Origin of the sequence: Sulfurospirillum sp. UCH001, assembly GCF_001548035.1 — a bacterium.
Classification (GTDB): Bacteria; Campylobacterota; Campylobacteria; order Campylobacterales; family Sulfurospirillaceae; genus Sulfurospirillum.
The window spans coordinates 926,704-942,514 of the sequence record NZ_AP014723.1 but is presented as its reverse complement, the minus strand read 5'-3'; the positions used below and the strand labels follow the sequence as shown (position 1 = coordinate 942,514).

Annotated in this window: 16 protein-coding genes; 6 read left to right on the top strand and 10 right to left on the bottom strand. The window is 39.2% G+C overall.

Annotated features, from left to right (window positions below; translation table 11 throughout):
* The first annotated feature begins 84 nt into the window (after positions 1-84).
* A complete protein-coding gene (locus tag UCH001_RS04655) occupies positions 85-339 on the top strand; it encodes a hypothetical protein (protein WP_067174891.1) in 255 nt (84 codons plus the stop codon).
* Here the strand turns inward: UCH001_RS04655 and UCH001_RS04650 are convergent.
* The gene (locus UCH001_RS04650; protein ID WP_067174890.1) at positions 319-966 is read right to left on the bottom strand and encodes an arylesterase; all 648 of its coding nucleotides are present in this window, start codon (positions 964-966) and stop codon (positions 319-321) included. The genes UCH001_RS04655 and UCH001_RS04650 overlap by 21 nt on opposite strands.
* Before the next feature lie 81 nt (positions 967-1,047).
* Here UCH001_RS04650 and UCH001_RS04645 point away from each other — a divergent pair, with 81 nt between their 5' ends.
* The gene (locus UCH001_RS04645; protein WP_067174888.1) at positions 1,048-1,953 is read left to right on the top strand and encodes a DMT family transporter; all 906 of its coding nucleotides are present in this window, start codon (positions 1,048-1,050) and stop codon (positions 1,951-1,953) included.
* Positions 1,954-1,992: 39 nt separating this feature from the next.
* Here the strand turns inward: UCH001_RS04645 and UCH001_RS04640 are convergent, their stop codons facing one another.
* The 4 genes from UCH001_RS04640 to UCH001_RS04625 all read right to left on the bottom strand — a co-directional run bounded on the left by UCH001_RS04640 (position 1,993) and on the right by UCH001_RS04625 (position 5,482).
* A complete protein-coding gene (locus tag UCH001_RS04640; protein ID WP_067174887.1) occupies positions 1,993-2,577 on the bottom strand; it encodes an LUD domain-containing protein in 585 nt (194 codons plus the stop codon).
* Positions 2,574-3,947, bottom strand: coding sequence for a lactate utilization protein B (locus UCH001_RS04635; RefSeq protein WP_067174882.1), 1,374 nt, complete (start codon positions 3,945-3,947; stop codon positions 2,574-2,576). Before UCH001_RS04635 ends, UCH001_RS04640 begins: the two co-directional genes overlap by 4 nt.
* A complete protein-coding gene (locus UCH001_RS04630) occupies positions 3,944-4,687 on the bottom strand; it encodes a (Fe-S)-binding protein (protein ID WP_067178470.1) in 744 nt (247 codons plus the stop codon). The genes UCH001_RS04635 and UCH001_RS04630 overlap by 4 nt, the downstream gene beginning before the upstream one ends.
* Positions 4,688-4,855: 168 nt before the next feature.
* Complete coding sequence (locus UCH001_RS04625) at positions 4,856-5,482, bottom strand: LysE family translocator (RefSeq protein ID WP_067174881.1); 627 nt, start codon at positions 5,480-5,482, stop codon at positions 4,856-4,858.
* A gap of 188 nt (positions 5,483-5,670) precedes the next feature.
* Between UCH001_RS04625 and UCH001_RS04620 the strand changes: the two genes are divergently transcribed.
* From UCH001_RS04620 to UCH001_RS04610, 3 genes are all read left to right on the top strand, one after another.
* Positions 5,671-6,297, top strand: a complete 627-nt coding sequence (locus UCH001_RS04620; RefSeq protein WP_197651436.1) for a hemolysin III family protein — start codon at positions 5,671-5,673, stop codon at positions 6,295-6,297.
* Positions 6,298-6,363: 66 nt separating this feature from the next.
* Entirely contained in the window at positions 6,364-6,846 is a 483-nt protein-coding gene (locus UCH001_RS04615; protein WP_067174877.1) for a ferritin family protein, read from the top strand.
* A 126-nt stretch (positions 6,847-6,972) separates the two neighbouring features.
* On the top strand, positions 6,973-7,482 hold the full coding sequence (locus UCH001_RS04610; protein WP_067174875.1) for a ferritin family protein: 510 nt from the start codon (positions 6,973-6,975) through the stop codon (positions 7,480-7,482).
* A gap of 35 nt (positions 7,483-7,517) precedes the next feature.
* Here UCH001_RS04610 and UCH001_RS04605 read toward each other — a convergent pair whose 3' ends face one another.
* The 3 genes from UCH001_RS04605 to UCH001_RS04595 all read right to left on the bottom strand — a co-directional run bounded on the left by UCH001_RS04605 (position 7,518) and on the right by UCH001_RS04595 (position 11,127).
* Positions 7,518-8,504: an acyltransferase gene (locus UCH001_RS04605; RefSeq protein WP_067174872.1), complete on the bottom strand. Its 987-nt coding sequence runs from the start codon at positions 8,502-8,504 to the stop codon at positions 7,518-7,520.
* A 10-nt stretch (positions 8,505-8,514) separates the two neighbouring features.
* Complete coding sequence (gene thiE, locus UCH001_RS04600; RefSeq protein ID WP_067174870.1) at positions 8,515-9,141, bottom strand: thiamine phosphate synthase; 627 nt, start codon at positions 9,139-9,141, stop codon at positions 8,515-8,517.
* Between the two features lie 105 nt (positions 9,142-9,246).
* Positions 9,247-11,127, bottom strand: coding sequence for a methyl-accepting chemotaxis protein (locus tag UCH001_RS04595; RefSeq protein ID WP_067174867.1), 1,881 nt, complete (start codon positions 11,125-11,127; stop codon positions 9,247-9,249).
* A 1,360-nt stretch (positions 11,128-12,487) separates the two neighbouring features.
* On the opposite strand from UCH001_RS04595, the gene UCH001_RS13550 reads away from it, so the two are divergent.
* Positions 12,488-13,090, top strand: coding sequence for a methyl-accepting chemotaxis protein (locus UCH001_RS13550; RefSeq protein WP_371258012.1), 603 nt, complete (start codon positions 12,488-12,490; stop codon positions 13,088-13,090).
* A 2-nt stretch (positions 13,091-13,092) separates the two neighbouring features.
* Here the strand turns inward: UCH001_RS13550 and UCH001_RS13095 are convergent, their stop codons facing one another.
* Positions 13,093-14,364: a methylated-DNA--[protein]-cysteine S-methyltransferase gene (locus UCH001_RS13095; protein WP_082705669.1), complete on the bottom strand. Its 1,272-nt coding sequence runs from the start codon at positions 14,362-14,364 to the stop codon at positions 13,093-13,095.
* A 24-nt stretch (positions 14,365-14,388) separates the two neighbouring features.
* Complete coding sequence (locus UCH001_RS04580) at positions 14,389-15,651, bottom strand: serine hydroxymethyltransferase (RefSeq protein WP_067174864.1); 1,263 nt, start codon at positions 15,649-15,651, stop codon at positions 14,389-14,391.
* Positions 15,652-15,811 lie beyond the last annotated feature (160 nt).

Genomic DNA, 15,811 nt, shown 5'->3' with positions numbered 1-15,811 from the left:
GAGTTCATCCTTACATGAAAAAGTTAATGGATAAGACGCCTCAAGAATGTGGCATAATTGCACACAAAAAATAAGGAAATGATCTTGCATCCAACCATCGAAACATTTTTAGCACATATTACAGCACTACATCAATTAGAACCTAAAAACCTTCCCAATGATGTTGTACAAATCATGGTTAAAATGGCGCCTGAAGAGCTTTTTAAAACATGCACACAACTTGCGGTACTTCTAAACAATGTTCCTAGTAAAACAACGCCGATTACACTTTCAGAAGCTGAAATTGCGACACTTGCAGAAGAGTATTTGAAGGGGATTTTAAAACGTTTTCGCGGATAAATGGTAGTTTTCACTGAGTATTCGTGCGATATTTTTAGCCATTAATTCATAGCCTTGTTCATTAGGATGCACTTTATCTGATTTGAGATTTTCACCATCCATAATCTTTTTCAGGCTTTTATCTTCGATTTCAATGTTATTTTCTTTGGCAACTTCATAGTAAAACGAAGGTACATTAAACGTTAAAATATCGAAACTTGGAACGCCTACTAACAAAACATAGATACCTTTCTCTTTTGCCATTTTGACCATTTGGTTGAGATTGGCTTTGGTTTGTGTTAAGTCTTGCTTTCGCAACATATCATTTGCACCATGGCACAAGACTAAAATATCGGGTTTATGGCGTTCAAGCACACTTGGTAAACGTGCCAACCCCTGAGCACTCAGTTCTCCTGAGAAGCCTTCATTAATGACGGTTACATGTAAAAGATCGACCAGCAGTGAGGGGTAACTTTTATCACGCGCTACTCCATAACCAAACGTTAGGCTATCGCCAAATGCCAATATTTTGGTATCCAGAGGTAAAGAGAGACTCTGCACATCAACCTCTTGCTTACTTTTGTAGTAGTTGATGCCGAGGATAAGAACAATGACAAGAATGATGTTACGTATGTTAAAAAGTTCCATGCACTCATTCTACACTATAGCGCTGATTTTAGCAAACAAAAGATACAATGGCAGACATTTTTTCATTAAAGAGATTACACAATGAAGCAACAGCGTATTGATTTGATCGGCATTTTATTTTTACTGATTGCCATGCTCACATGGGCAAGCTCGTTCATAGCCCTCAAAGCTGCTATTGGACCCCTTGGACCTATGAGTGTTGTTTTTGGACGTATGGTAATAGCTAGTCTTTGCTTTGTCTATTTTATCAATCAATTTAGAAAACTTGAATTTACAAAAAAAGATATCAAATACATTCTTTTGCTTACACTTTTTGAACCATGTCTTTACTTCATCTTTGAAGCTAAAGCATTACAATATACCACAGCATCCCAAGCGGGTATGATCACCTCTATGATGCCTCTCATGACTGCGATAGCTGCTAGTTTCGTACTCAAAGAGTACCTAAGCAAGCGTGTCGTTATAGGCTCTGTTTTAGCGGTTGCTGGTGCTATTTGGCTAAGTCTTGGAGCGCAAAGCAGTGAACACGCAAGCAATCCACTGCTTGGTAATTTCTTGGAATTTTGTGCCATGATCTGTGGTACGTGGTATGCAATTTCTGTGCGATATCTTAGTCAAAGATTTTCAGCCCTTTTCTTAACAGCCATACAGGCGTTTGTAGGCATGCTCTTTTTCTTCCCATTAGCCGTTTGGGAATCGTGGGGAGTGCCACTCACTATCTCTTGGGACGTTATCGGATGGATTTGCTACTTAGGTATTGTGGTGACGCTTGGAGGTTATGGTATGTTTAACCTAGCGCTTAGTCGTATTGAAGCCTCAAAAGCCTCTGTTTTTGTCAATCTCATTCCTGTATTTACCGTACTTTTGGCGTATCTCTTTTTAGGTGAAGTTCTTAGTCAAACGGAGATGATGGCAAGTTTTGTGATTTTTGGAGGAATTATTATTTCTCAGCTCCCAAAATTTAGGGCTAAAGAGAAGCTACTGTAAAATAGAACTCTGAGGGTTTTCCCTCAGAGTGTATCAGCATTAAACAAACACCACGCACGCTTCTGTAGCGCCATGTGCTCCAATAACCAAAGATTGTTCAATATCAGCCGTTTTTGAAGGTCCACTGATAAAAATACCAAATACATCTTTTGAGCCAAAACTCACCCTTGCATAGGCTTCATGCATTGTATGAACCAGTTCACCTTTTGGCACAATAATCATTAATTTTTGAGCAATAAAATAAAGCGCTCTATGTCTTGCATCTGCTTCTTTGACCCATACGGCACCATTTTCAGCTACGGCAAATTCACCTTTGATAATAGCCAAATCAACATCTTTGAGCGTATGTGGATCATCGGTCGCACCAAGCTCTTTCGTTCCTTTAAGCTCACCTACTGTGGAGACGATGACAGACGCATCTTTATAATGCTCTTTAATGTACGCTTCAACGGAATTCATATTTTCTAACGAAACAGCATTACCACCAACACCAGCGAGTGTTGTTGCAAATTTTCCTTCCAAGTCTTCAAACGTCGTATGAACGATATTGACCTCTGGAAGCGCATCTTCACTATAAGGTCTGCCTTCTCTAATTGCTTTTAAAATGGCTTCACGTGAACTCATTGGATACCCTTCTTTTCTTTGTAAAGTTCTTTAAAACTGTTTTTAGGGAATGGTGGTAATTCTCTATTTTTTCCCCATAAGTTGAATTTAGAATAGACTAATGCTCGAGGCAATAACGGTACCATCTTACGCGCCATAAAGCCTGCAAAATCCATAAGTTTTGGACGGCACATCAACCATGTTGCCATTTTGAGGGCATTGTGTTTTGTCGGGCTTAAATACCCAGCATCTACAACATCTTGACGTTTCAAATAGAGTTGTTGCGCTAAATCTACTTTTACAGGGCACACGTTTGAACATGAAGAACAGAGTGAGCATGCAAACGGTAAACTATAGTATTTTTTAAGATCGCGACTTGGTGCTAAAGTTGAACCAATAGGTCCTGGAATCGTATAGCCATAGCTGTACCCACCGCTTCGTCTATAAATTGGGCATGTATTAAGACATGCACCACAACGAATGCACTGAAGTGATTTGATATAACGCTCTTGAGAAAGAATCTTTGATCTACCGTTATCAACGATAACAATATGCATCTCTCCGCCCTCAACAGGTCCATGATAATGCGATGTATAGGTCGTTACAGGTTGTCCCGTTGCACTTCTTGCTAAAAGACGTGTGAAGATACTTAAATCTTTCAAACGAGGAATAATCTTCTCAATACCCATACACGCGATATGAAGCTTTGGAAGTGCTGCACCTAAGTCTGCGTTTCCTTCATTGGTACAAACAACAATGCCACCCGTCTCAGCAATCGCGAAATTCACACCTGTCATCGCAGCATCTGCCCCTAAAAACTTCTCACGCAAATGTGCACGAGCTGCTCTGGTTAAGTATGTCGGATCAGAATTGCCTTTTTCTGTTTTGAGGAATTTCTCAAATGTTGTTCCAACGTCTTCTTTTTTAAGATGGATTGCTGGAAGTACAATGTGAGATGGTGGTTCATGGCGAAGTTGAACAATACGCTCTCCAAGATCTGTATCGACCACTTCGATACCATTTTTTTCAAGATATGGGTTAAGATGACACTCTTCTGTGAGCATGGACTTACTTTTCACGATCATCTTCACACTTTTAGCGCGTAAAATCTCTAGAACGATCTCATTGTGCTCTTTCGCATCTTTTGCCCAATGCACATGAATACCTCGTGCTTGCGCATTTTTCTCAAAGACTTCTAGGTATTCATCCAAATGGCTTAACGTATGAGATTTGATCTTATCAGCAGTGTTGCGAAGTTCTTCCCATTCGTCTAAGCTTTTTGCTTGATTGTCGCGTTTAACACGTACAAACCAAAGCGCTTTGTCGTGCCATTTCATACGCTCTACATTCGTAGCGAATTTTTCTGCAAGTTCAGGATGGTTAATACTCATTTCACATCTCCTGCTAAAATTTGAGCAATATAAATCGTTTTAAGTGGAAGTTTCTCGCGGTCAATGACACCTTGCATATGCATCAAGCATGACATATCAACACCGGTGATGTATTCACTGCCTGCATCAAGATGGTCTTGCAAGCGCGCTCGTCCCATCGCTACACTCATTGCTTCTTCTGTAATGGCAAATGTTCCGCCAAAACCACAACATTCATCTTTGCGCGTGAGTTCAGAGTAACTAATGCCTTCTACTTTGTCCAGTAAATTTTTGATTTTTGAAAATTCGGGTACATTTTTCTCACTCATACTTGCCATACCAAGTTCTCTATGAGCATGACAGCTGTTATGAATTCCAACTTTGTGTTTAAATGTAGCATTCATAGAGGTTGGTTTGATCACATCATGCAAAAATTCGACAAGCTCATAGGTATGACTTCGCATACGCTCAAAACCATCACGGCCCTCTAAAAATTGTGCATAATTGTGACGTACCATACTTACGCAGCTTCCACTCGGAGCAACGATATAATCATAATCTTTAAAGATTTTGAAGAAACGTTCAGCTAAAACACCTGCTTCTTTAGCACAGCCCGTATTGGCTTGTGCTTGTCCACAACAGGTTTGCTCTAGTGGATACTCCACATCCAATCCTAAATTCTCTAGCACTTTAAGCGTTGCCATAGAGGCTTCAGGATATAACTCATTCATAAAACAGGGGATAAAAAGACCTATTTTCATACAGACTCCCATTAGACTTCTTTTTACCTTATCGTAACAGCTACGACGAACAACTGTATGATATTTTCTATGAGCCTAAAATATTTTTCAAAATGATTTCAATAAGTAACACTCCGAAAAAAAGTGCAAGGATGATCGCGAGAAGTTGAGATTTTTTCATGATAAGCCCTATCGTGATGCGAGGGCTAATTTAATGGCTAAAGCCGCAAAAACAGTTCCCGCAACACGGTTGAGAATTTTTTCACCATTTTGTGTTTTAGAAAACCACGCACCGACACGACCAGCCAACAAAGAGACAAGTGTAAAAACAGTAAACGCACTTAGCATAAACAATGCGCCTAAAAGAAAAATCTGTCCTGTAACATTTCCTATTTCGGGATTGGTGAATTGAGGCAGAAAAGCCAAAAAGAAGATAGATACTTTAGGATTGGTAATGTTCATAAAAATACCGCGTCTGTAAAGCGCTTTGAGGCTAATAGGTGTTTTATCGCTCTCTAATTTACTCTTACTCGCATCTTTGAATGCCATGAAAGCAAGGTATAAAAGGTAGGCTGCTCCTACAAATTTTAAGATGGTAAATGCTACCGCTGACGTCTGAAAAATGACAGCAACACCCAGTGCAACAGCTGTTGTATGAAAAATGAGTCCACTGCATAATCCAAGAGCAATCACGATACCTGAACGGCTACCTTTTGCCATAGATTGGGTTAAGACAAAAAGGATATCAGGACCAGGGGCAAGTGCCAAAAGCGTTGAAGCGGTCACAAACATCACAATCGTTTGAAATTCGAGCATTACAATCTCCTTTTAGGATACAAAAGATTGAGAAATTGTAGCGATAAACGCCTTAGACTATACTCCAAAAAAAATTGTTTGAATAGATCAATTTAGAAACGATATTACAAAAATCACAGTATAATAGGTACGTTGCTCTTAAAATTTTTAAGAAAGGAGACACCATCGAAACAACAACTTCTTACTCTTTGATCGAAGAGATTTGGCATAGCATTACTCATGGAATTGGACTTTTACTCAGTGTAAGCGCATTAACACTGCTGTGTGTTTTTGCGGGACAAAGTGGCGATGGTGCAAAAATCGCAAGCGCCCTCGTTTTTGGATTGTCGCTTATCGTCATGTATGGTGCATCGACACTGTATCATGCCATTCGCATTCCTAATGTAAAGTCCATTTTACGACAAGTCGACCATAGCGCAATTTATGTTCTTATCGCTGGTACATACACACCTGTGTCACTTTTGGGTATCAAAGGTGTTGTGGGATGGATACTTTTTAGCATTGCATGGACAATCGCCGCTTTTGGAATTAGTCTTAAGATTATCTATCCACAACGCTTTCATAAGCTCTCTTTAGCCTTATACGCCTTAATGGGATGGATGGTTGTTTTTGCTATCAATCCATTGATTGAAAATCTGACATTATTGCCATTATCTTTGCTTTTAGCTGGAGGATTGACCTACACGGTAGGAATCATCTTTTATGTTTGGAAAAGCCTTGCGTACAGTCATACCATTTGGCATTTTTTCGTCTTAGGCGGTTCTATTTTCCACTTTTTTGTCGTTTTATTACTGATTTTGGAGAGTTCTGTTTAGCGCTTTCAAGAGATTTATCACTAAATTTTTATACAATATCTTCATTAGGACATCATAAGGGATACAATGAATATCTACGAATATGCGATGAAGCTTGAAAAAGATGGTGAACGTTTTTATCGCGAACTTGCTGAAAAAATCGAAGACAAAGGAATCAAAAGCATTTTTATCATGCTTGCAGAAGAAGAGATCAAGCACTATATTATTTTTGAGAAAATGAATAAACAGCAATCTTTTACGACACAACATTCAACACATTTAATCAAGCATACGCTTGCATTGTTTCGTAAAATGCGCGAAGAAAATCCTCATTTTTCTTTTTCTCGTTCTTATATAGAGTCATTTAGAAGTGCTCTTCGTACGGAAGAGAACAGCTACAAATTTTATATGGAAAAAGGTAATATGCTTGAAGATGGAAAACAAAAAGAGGCATTTTTACGTATTGCAGAAGAAGAAAGAGAACATATGATTTTGCTTCAAAATCTTCTGACATTTGCTATGGACCCTGTAACGTGGATTGAAAATCACGAACTCAAAATGCCTTTATAATTTTTAGGCTTTTTTTATTTTCAATGATAAATTAAGCCGAATTCTTTATCAGATTTTTATCATAGCTTTCTTATAAAATGAGTATAGATTTATCTTAGTATCAAAACCAAAACAAAGGGGTGTACGATGAATGTCTATGAATATGCGATGAAAGTCGAAAAAGATGGAGAGAAATACTACCGCGATTTAGCATCCAAAACAGAGGATCCTGGTGTCAAGTCTATTTTGACAATGCTTGCCGATGAAGAGGTCAAACATTACGTTGTGTTTGAAAAAATGAGCAAAAATCAGATCATCCCTACACAATCCAGTGTTGATATTTTTAAGAACACTAAAAATATCTTTGAGAAAATGCAAAAAGAAAATCAACTCCCTAATTTCAGTCAAGATCAAATAGAGTTTTATAAAAATGCGCTACGTTCTGAAGAAAATAGCTACAAATTTTATACCGAAAAAGCACTAATGCTTGAAGAGGGAGAACAAAAACAGGCCTTTTTACGCATTGCAGAAGAAGAAAGAGCGCATTATGTTCTTTTGGAAAATGTGATTGAGTATATCTCAACCCCTCAAACTTGGGTAGAGAGTGCTGAGTTTAACCATTTAAGCGAGAAGTTTGTTCAAAAAACTACACTTTAATAAGATGCCCTAAATTAGGGCATCTTATTCATCTATCAGATCAGTTTATCAAATCCTATCTTCTTCTTAAAACTCTCAATCCCTACAGAAACGAGCAAGCACACGCCTAAAAGTACTGCAAAAATCAACACAGGGTTATGAAATTTGTAGATAAACTCAGGAAAATAGTAATAGTAAATGAATGTGTGGAATAAAAAGATATTGAACGAATGAATTCCTACGAACTCAAATGCCCTCTTCGCCCATGAAGAAAAAACAACCAATTCTGTTGTCCAAAGAATGAGTAAAATCGCAAAGAAAGTATCGGCTCGTATACTGTCAAAATACCAACCATTTTGACGATACCATGCTACAAATGCCGTAAAAATTGCCAAGGTTAAAAAGCGCCAACGCCCTTGTTTGTCAAACCAAATGAGCATTTTGACAAAGCCATCTTTTTGAGAAAGATAGACACCCACAGAAAATGGAAATATCCAGTCATTCACGAGTGGAATAGGTACAAACAAAAGCACCGCAGTAAACGCTAAAAACCAAAGATGAAATTTTTTAGTCAATGTATACACAAAAGGGAAAATCGCATATAAAACAATGATGAGGCTCATAAACCACCATGTCGCATTGTAGCCATAACTGACCCATGTAAACATATGAAGCCCTAACATCTGAATGATAAAACCTTGAAATACGTGCTCCCCATAGACACTAGAGAGCGTTCTGTCCATAAACCATGCTCCAAAAGGAACAAAAATAAGTGCTATCAGCCAATAATTCATATATAACTTGAGCAAACGACGTTTATAAAATGCGCCTAATTCAAGCCCTTTTTTCTTTATCGATTCTGCTAAACCGTATCCGCTTAGCACAACATAGATACCCACACATACTTTGGCTAAAAGAGCTGTTTGAAAAACGATAAAACCAGATTCTGGCTTCTCATAGAAAAGATGATGCCACAAAATAAGCATCAATGCCATTCCTTTACTTGCATTAGTGATGGAGACATCAAACTTTTCTATAACCATAAAGACTCCTCTAGATTTTTGCGTGTAATTTTTTTAAATTTTCCTCAATGGCATCGTCTTTATATACGGCACTGATAAGTGAATACATTTCAATGTTGTAACGCGAAAGCAACGTTATGTTTTCTTCATTAATGCCACCAATAGCACAAATAGGTACATTCAGTTTTTCTTTTGCAATCTTGAGTATTTCTGGTTCAACGACTTTAGCATGCGGTTTGGTAGGAGATGGGAAGAATGAGCCAAACGCCACATAATCTGCACCTAAATTAGCGTATTTTTGGGCACGTTCAATGTTTCCATAACAGGAAACTCCAATGATTTTTTCATTGCCTAAAAGTGCGCGTGCCTCTTCATAGGTCACATCATCTTCGCCGATATGCAAACCATCGGCATTGATTCTATGTGCAAGTTCAAGTCTATCATCAATGATAAAAATTGCCTCATAGTAGTCACATAACGCTTGAAGTCTTAGACACTGTTTTTCAGCCTCTTCCTCACTTGCGTATTTATCGCGGTATTGAATGACATTGACACCGCATTTTAAAACACGCTCGATTTGGTCAAGCATTGTCTCTTCTGGAGTTAACGTTGCATCGGTTAGGACATAGAGTCCAGAAAGTAGTTCTTTGTTTAACATGGACACTCTCTATAAAATTTTTTACAAAGATTGTACACGTCCAAAGCTTAAATTGCCCACGCGATGTAACACAGCGTAGGCAATTTCAAGAGAAAAAAGGTTTCCTTACGACTTAAACTTACCCAGTTCGTTGTTAAGGTTTTCAGTCATCACATGAAGGTGTTCAGAGGCTTGAGAGACATTATCGATACTTCCAACATTCTCTTTAGAGATGGTATTGATCTTCTCGATCTCATCCACAATCTTTTTGATTTTAGAAGCGGTATCGATAAAGTCATTAACTGTATGGTGTGATTCATCAATGGTTTTATGAATAATGGTTTCGACACTGTTCATACCATCTTGAAGTTCTATAGAGATAGATGCTAATGCATTGACTTCTCCTGCATTGGCAGCAATATCAGTATTGGCATCCATAATGGATTGAACCACCACATTGATGGTTGCATCAATCTCAACCAAGCTTTTTTGTGTTCTCTCAGCCAACTTTCGTACTTCATCGGCAACCACGGCAAAACCACGTCCATGCTCTCCTGCCCTTGCAGCTTCAATCGCTGCATTGAGGGCTAAAAGGTTGGTTTGATCGGCAATATCTCTAATGATGTTTAGAACATCTTTGACTTCATTGGCATTATGGCTTACTGTATTAAGACGTTCAGCCAAGTTTTGCTCTTTTGCAGCTGTGGCTTGCATGGTGTATTCGAGTTGTTCTACTTTAGCTTTTACATCAGAGATATCTTTTTGAGTAGCACTGAGTGCTTTTTGAGAATCTTTGGCTTTTACAACAGAGGTTTCAATACTTTTAACTAATGCAATACCTTCTTCTTTTGTACTCTCAACGATTTTAGACTCTGTGTCTACATTACGTACGACTTCTGATGCGGTACGTGAGAGTTCTTCTGAGATAGAGGCATTTTCATTACTAATCGTTTTAGACTTTTTCACAATCTCATGAAGCTTTTCAATGAATTTATTAATGTTACGTGACACTTGAGCAAATTCATCATTGGAAGCAACAGAAAGTCTTTGTCTAAGATCACCTTCACTACTTGAGAGCTCTTGTACTACACCATTGAGGTTATCCAGTGGTTTGAGTAGAGCTTTAATTAGCACAATCATCACTCCGATGGAGAGAATAAGCATTACAAAACCTACAAGGATGAGTTGTTTCATTTGTGCGGATAAAAAGCTATAGGCGACATCTTTATCAAAGGTAATGCTTGGCGTCCAACCTGTCTCAGATGAAACTTTGAAAGCAAATACTTTTTGATCGTTATTGTATGTATATTCAATCAATCCATCTTTTTTGCCTTCTAGTTTTTTACTAAGCTCCGGCAAGATAGAAGGTAACTCTTTACCCAACAAATCTTTATTTGGGTGCGCAATAATCACTTGTTTTGTATCAAACAGTACGCCATACCCACCATTAAAGTTAACATCTGCAGTTGCTTTCACTAAGGTATCAAGAGCAATGTCCATAACAACGGCTCCTAAAAATGTTCCATTTTTAATAATTGGCGCCATAAAAGAGACGATAAGTTTATTGGTGGTAGCATCGACATACGCATCCGTTACGCCCACTTTTCCAGAAGCCTTAACCGTCTTATACCAGCCTCTAACCCTTGGGTCATACCCAGCAGGGAGTGGTGTGCCTGTGCCGGTAATCGCTTTTCCTGTTTCTAAACCTACTGTTGTATCAAAACCGCCCAAGGTTTTGGTTGTCTCTTGAAGTTTTGCACGAACTTCTGCTTCATCCATCGTCGATATATCGCTCAATGTTCTTGCAGAACTTTCCATACCGCTTTTTTTACCTGCAGACCAAACATCAATATAATCTGTCAATGCCCGCGATGCCATTTTCAAACTATTTTCAATTTGGATAATGCTGTTCTTTTTCGTATCCATATAGCTTACCATGCTAAAGATACTCAAACTTAAAAACATCAATACGGAGATGGTTAGGATAATCTTGGCTTTAAATGACATAAGCACTCCTTTTAGTGGCTATTCTCTATTTGAAGTATATCGGTGGTTCGTTGTAAATGCGTTGCACAAAATGTTTAAAAAATAAGCGAAGTAATAATTTTGCAATCAATTTTATTTAAACTTCATCTTAATTTTCGTTTTGGAGACATTTATGCCACATCTTTTTATTCACTATCTTAAACAACTTTCCATCGCGCATCGTTTTTATCTCGGCTTTTTAACGATTTTTGTCTCTTTTCTTATTATGGGACTCATTTATGGAATGAACTACTTTCATACTCAAAATTTTTTTAATGAGCAAATTACAAAATCACATACATTAAAAAACAACCTTGTAGAAACTACACACGTCAATACTAAAACCATTCATGATTTTTCCACACTTGAAACACAAGCGCAAGATGTTGGACAACTTTACAATGATCTCTCAACGTTGCGCAATATACGCAATGATCTCTCTACGCTCAACTTCAAGCCTTCACAACAACGTAAGCTAGAGCGTCTTATGGACGATCTGATCGCATGGCAAAACACGCCTGCAGGCAAACGCCCTTTTATAGCGCCCTATGCAGGGCAATTTACCATATTAGCAGAACTCATGCGAACCAATCCCAGTGAAGATGCTGTGCGAGATATTGCTTTGGTGATTGAAGATATTACGGGAAAAATTATTGAAGAAGCGCTTGCGTTTAATGATAAAACGCAACAGGCCATGTCAGGAGTGAAAGCCAACCTTAGCCATCTTAATACCAATCTTACCCGTGACACCAATGAGCTTGAAGAGAGTAATCAAGCGCTCTTAGCATTACATGATGCCAATCATACTTACACCTTCTACTTAGGTATCGCTGCTCTGGTTTTTATACTGACGTTGCTTTTATTACTCTTTGCTATTCGACTCATTGTGGTAGAAACCCTGCACATGAGAAGCTATTTGCAAACCGTCATTGAAGATTCTAACCATATCGATTTTCGTCAAAAAATTAAAACGGTTGCAGACACTAAAGACGAGTTAGATGGAATTGCACGTGTTATTAGCTCCGTATTTACAAATGTTGAACAGACGATTATTCGTATCTGCGACATCGGACATCATGCCCATAATTCGGCGCAAAGCTTGCAAAAAACGTCTCAAACACTTTTAGGCACAATCCATGCGCAAGAAAGCAGTATTGAGACCATGCGTAAACCTATAGCAACTTTGAAACAAACACTCAGTGAATCAGAAGGCGTGAGTGAACAAACCAGAGATGTTCTCAAACAAAACATGGGCGTTATGGGGCATTTTATGAAGGACTTGGAAGCCTTACATACCGATGTTCAAGAGAGCCAAAGTGAACAAAATGCGGTCAATCAACAAATGAGAGAGCTTACAAAACAGGTCGATGAGATGAAAAATGTCTTTAACCTCATCGATGAAATTGCAGAACAAACCAATCTTTTAGCCCTCAATGCCGCCATTGAGGCAGCGCGTGCAGGAGAGCATGGACGTGGTTTTGCTGTGGTTGCGGATGAAGTGCGAAAACTTGCAGAACGCACACAAGAGAGCTTGGGAAATATTGACATCATTGTAAAACATATTATCGAAGGGGTTGTCAAAAATACAAAACGACTCGATCATGTAAGCATTCTAATGGAAGATACCAGTAAACGAATGGCATCTTTAGGGCAAATCGCAACGAATACGCAAAATGAAATTACCCATTCGCTTAGTGTCGCGAACCAAGCCGTTTCACTCTCTCACTCTGTTTCTCATAATGTCAATACGCTTATTTCTCAAATGCAAGAAACACTAGCACTCAGCGTTACCAACCGAGGCAATGGGCAAGCGGTTGCCAATGTGGCTGAAGAGCTTTTTGAGATTTCACATACACTGACGAAGTTACTTTCCAAGTTTTTACATCAAGAAAGCGCTACCATCAGCGTAGAAGAGAAAAAAGAACGCCTTAAACTAGCGGCTTAATCTTACTTGTCTGAAGGGATCGTGTATACAAACGTTTCTTCTTGTGTCTGTTTGAAGCCTAGTGTCTTATAGAGTTTTGCATCCGATATTTTTGACAAAACAACAAGTTTTTGACACCCTTTTTTGGCACAAACAGACATGGCGGATTCAAACAATGCGTTCAAAGCGCTCTGTTCGTTTTGTTTCGAGACAATCAGCTCCATCACATAAGCACTTCGCTCCCCCGATAAAAGGGATGTGGTGTGCATAAGAGTAACCATACCTACGATTTCTTGCTCTTGTATCGCTAGAAGCAGAGAATGGCTATGTGTATTTTCAATCCAATGAGAAAGCATTGCAGCATGATCGCATTCATCCTCTTTCTTCTTGGGCGAAACGCTCTTCATGAATGCACACAGTCTAGGTACGTCTTCGAGTGTTGCATCTCGTACTTCTACAGCATTTTCTTTATGGGTTGACTCATACGCTATAAGTATTTTCTTTCGCTCAATTCCCCAACGATACCCGCTCATCGCACCACTTTTGGCAATAACACGATGACACGGGATAAGATAGCCTATATGATTTTTTCCAATAGCACTGGCAACGGCTCTGACGGCATTTGGTTTTTCAATGTAATTCGCGATATCTTGATAGGTTGCTATCACCCCATTGGGAAGGTTTAACAGTGCTTTCCAAACATTGACTTGAAGGTTGGTTCCTTTGACTAAAAGGTTGTATTTTTTATTGTTGATAAAAATATTTTCTAAGTAGGTTTGTGCTTTTAGATCATCATGCACCAAGTTCGCATTTTCCCACAACTCTTTAAACCTCGCAAAAATAGCCTCTTGATTGTTGTCAATAAAGCCTAAATAACAGATACCTTTATCGGTATAGGCGATGAGCGCCTGTCCAAAAGGGGTTAATCCAAAGCCATACGTGATGACAACGTCCTTGCCCTTTTCTCTCCACTCTTTTGGGGTCACACCGATTAAATTGACAAACAGTTCATGCAAACGACTTACACTCGAAAGCCCGATATCTAGGCTACTGTCCAAAATGGACTTCGACTCTTTGATGTGCTCTTTGGCATAATTCAGCGTCACCGAGTGTAAAAACTGCATAGGTGTGACGCCCACGTACTCTTTAAAGACTCTAATGAAATGGTACTTACTCATACCAATATTGCTTGCTATGACATCGATGGAGGGCTGTTCTTTAAAGTGCGCATCGATATACTTGATCGCTTTTTCAATCAGCTGGTAATTACTATGCAGCGTTTCGATATCGCTCATCTAAGTCCCTCCATTTTAAAACGTTTAATAGGTCGAACAGCTATACACACTAAATTTTTGCAAAAGAGTTACCAACTCTTTTTTAATCTCAGCATGACGTGCAACATTGGTGATATCATCTAACACATCACAAATACGGTGAGCGATGAGCTCAAACTCTGCTTCTTTCATACCTAGTGTCGTGAGTGCGGAAGATCCGATACGAACACCTGAAGTTTGCATAGCACTTCTGGTGTCATTGGGGACACTGTTTTTATTGACCGTGATACCCGCGCGCTCCAACGCTTGACTTGCTTCATCGCCTGAGAAATCTTTATGCAGTAATGATACCAAAATCAAGTGGTTGTCTGTTCCACCGCTGACAAGATCAAAGCCTCTTTGCAGTAAAACATTGCTTAGAACATGTGCATTGAGCTTGACTTGCTTTGCATACTCTTTCCACATTGGATCCAACACTTCACCAAATGCCACCGCTTTTGCCGCGATAACATGTAACAATGGTCCACCTTGTAAGGCAGGAAAAATGGCAGAATTGATCTTTTTGGCAAGCGCCTCATCGTTCGTCATAATCACACCACCCCTTGGACCTCTGAGTGTCTTATGCGTCGTAGAAGTGACTACATGGGCATAGGGGAAAGGACTCATGTGCTCACCCGCAGCAATCAAACCTGCAATGTGTGCGATGTCCGCAAATAAAATCGCTCCTACTGCGTCTGCAATCTCTCGAAACTTTGCAAAGTCAATTTCGCGTGCATACGCCGAAGCACCACACACGATCATCTTAGGCTTAACAATCGTTGCAATTTCTAGAACCTTCTCATAATCAATAAAACCCTGAGCATCAACGCCATACGAGAATGACTGATAATTTTTACCCGAAAAGCTCACTTTTGCACCATGGGTTAAGTGTCCACCTTGTTGCAAATCCATACCGAGCAGTTTATCACCTGCTTGAAGAAGTGCCGCATAGACCGCACCATTGGCTTGGCTACCCGAATGAGGCTGTACATTGGCATAGTTACAGCCAAAAATAGCACATAGCCTATCGATGGCAAGCTGTTCGATCTCATCGGCACATTCACAACCACCGTAATACCGCTTTTGTGGGTAACCCTCCGCATACTTGTTGGTAAAGATACTTCCCGTTGCTTCCATGACTGCAGGTGAGGTAAAATTTTCACTAGCGATCATTTCAAGATGCGTCGCCTGTCGTTCAAACTCATTGTTAAGAATGCTAAATACCCTCTTGTCTGCTGTTGCTAAGCGATCATTTTTGATGTAACTCATTGTGACTCCTTTGACTTAATAGAAAGAAGTGTAGCACCCTCAAAAAATTCATTCAATCCAAAAATTGCCCTCTTTTTTGGGTAAAAGCAATTTTTGGATTTTTACCTTTGATGCGTCATTACTATTCATGCCATCTCCTCCATTATTACCCATTACATCT

Bases quoted from the DNA above. Each gene is read 5' to 3' on its own strand.
- UCH001_RS04650 (WP_067174890.1), bottom strand. From the start codon at position 966: ATGGAACTTTTTAACATACGTAACATCATTCTTGTCATTGTTCTTATC.
- UCH001_RS04645 (WP_067174888.1), top strand. From the start codon at position 1,048: ATGAAGCAACAGCGTATTGATTTGATCGGCATTTTATTTTTACTGATT.
- UCH001_RS04640 (WP_067174887.1), bottom strand. From the start codon at position 2,577: ATGAGTTCACGTGAAGCCATTTTAAAAGCAATTAGAGAAGGCAGACCT.
- UCH001_RS04635 (WP_067174882.1), bottom strand. From the start codon at position 3,947: ATGAGTATTAACCATCCTGAACTTGCAGAAAAATTCGCTACGAATGTA.
- UCH001_RS04630 (WP_067178470.1), bottom strand. From the start codon at position 4,687: ATGAAAATAGGTCTTTTTATCCCCTGTTTTATGAATGAGTTATATCCT.
- UCH001_RS04625 (WP_067174881.1), bottom strand. From the start codon at position 5,482: ATGCTCGAATTTCAAACGATTGTGATGTTTGTGACCGCTTCAACGCTT.
- UCH001_RS04615 (WP_067174877.1), top strand. From the start codon at position 6,364: ATGAATATCTACGAATATGCGATGAAGCTTGAAAAAGATGGTGAACGT.
- UCH001_RS04610 (WP_067174875.1), top strand. From the start codon at position 6,973: ATGAATGTCTATGAATATGCGATGAAAGTCGAAAAAGATGGAGAGAAA.
- UCH001_RS04605 (WP_067174872.1), bottom strand. From the start codon at position 8,504: ATGGTTATAGAAAAGTTTGATGTCTCCATCACTAATGCAAGTAAAGGA.
- thiE (WP_067174870.1), bottom strand. From the start codon at position 9,141: ATGTTAAACAAAGAACTACTTTCTGGACTCTATGTCCTAACCGATGCA.
- UCH001_RS04595 (WP_067174867.1), bottom strand. From the start codon at position 11,127: ATGTCATTTAAAGCCAAGATTATCCTAACCATCTCCGTATTGATGTTT.
- UCH001_RS13550 (WP_371258012.1), top strand. From the start codon at position 12,488: ATGAGAGAGCTTACAAAACAGGTCGATGAGATGAAAAATGTCTTTAAC.
- UCH001_RS13095 (WP_082705669.1), bottom strand. From the start codon at position 14,364: ATGAGCGATATCGAAACGCTGCATAGTAATTACCAGCTGATTGAAAAA.
- UCH001_RS04580 (WP_067174864.1), bottom strand. From the start codon at position 15,651: ATGAGTTACATCAAAAATGATCGCTTAGCAACAGCAGACAAGAGGGTA.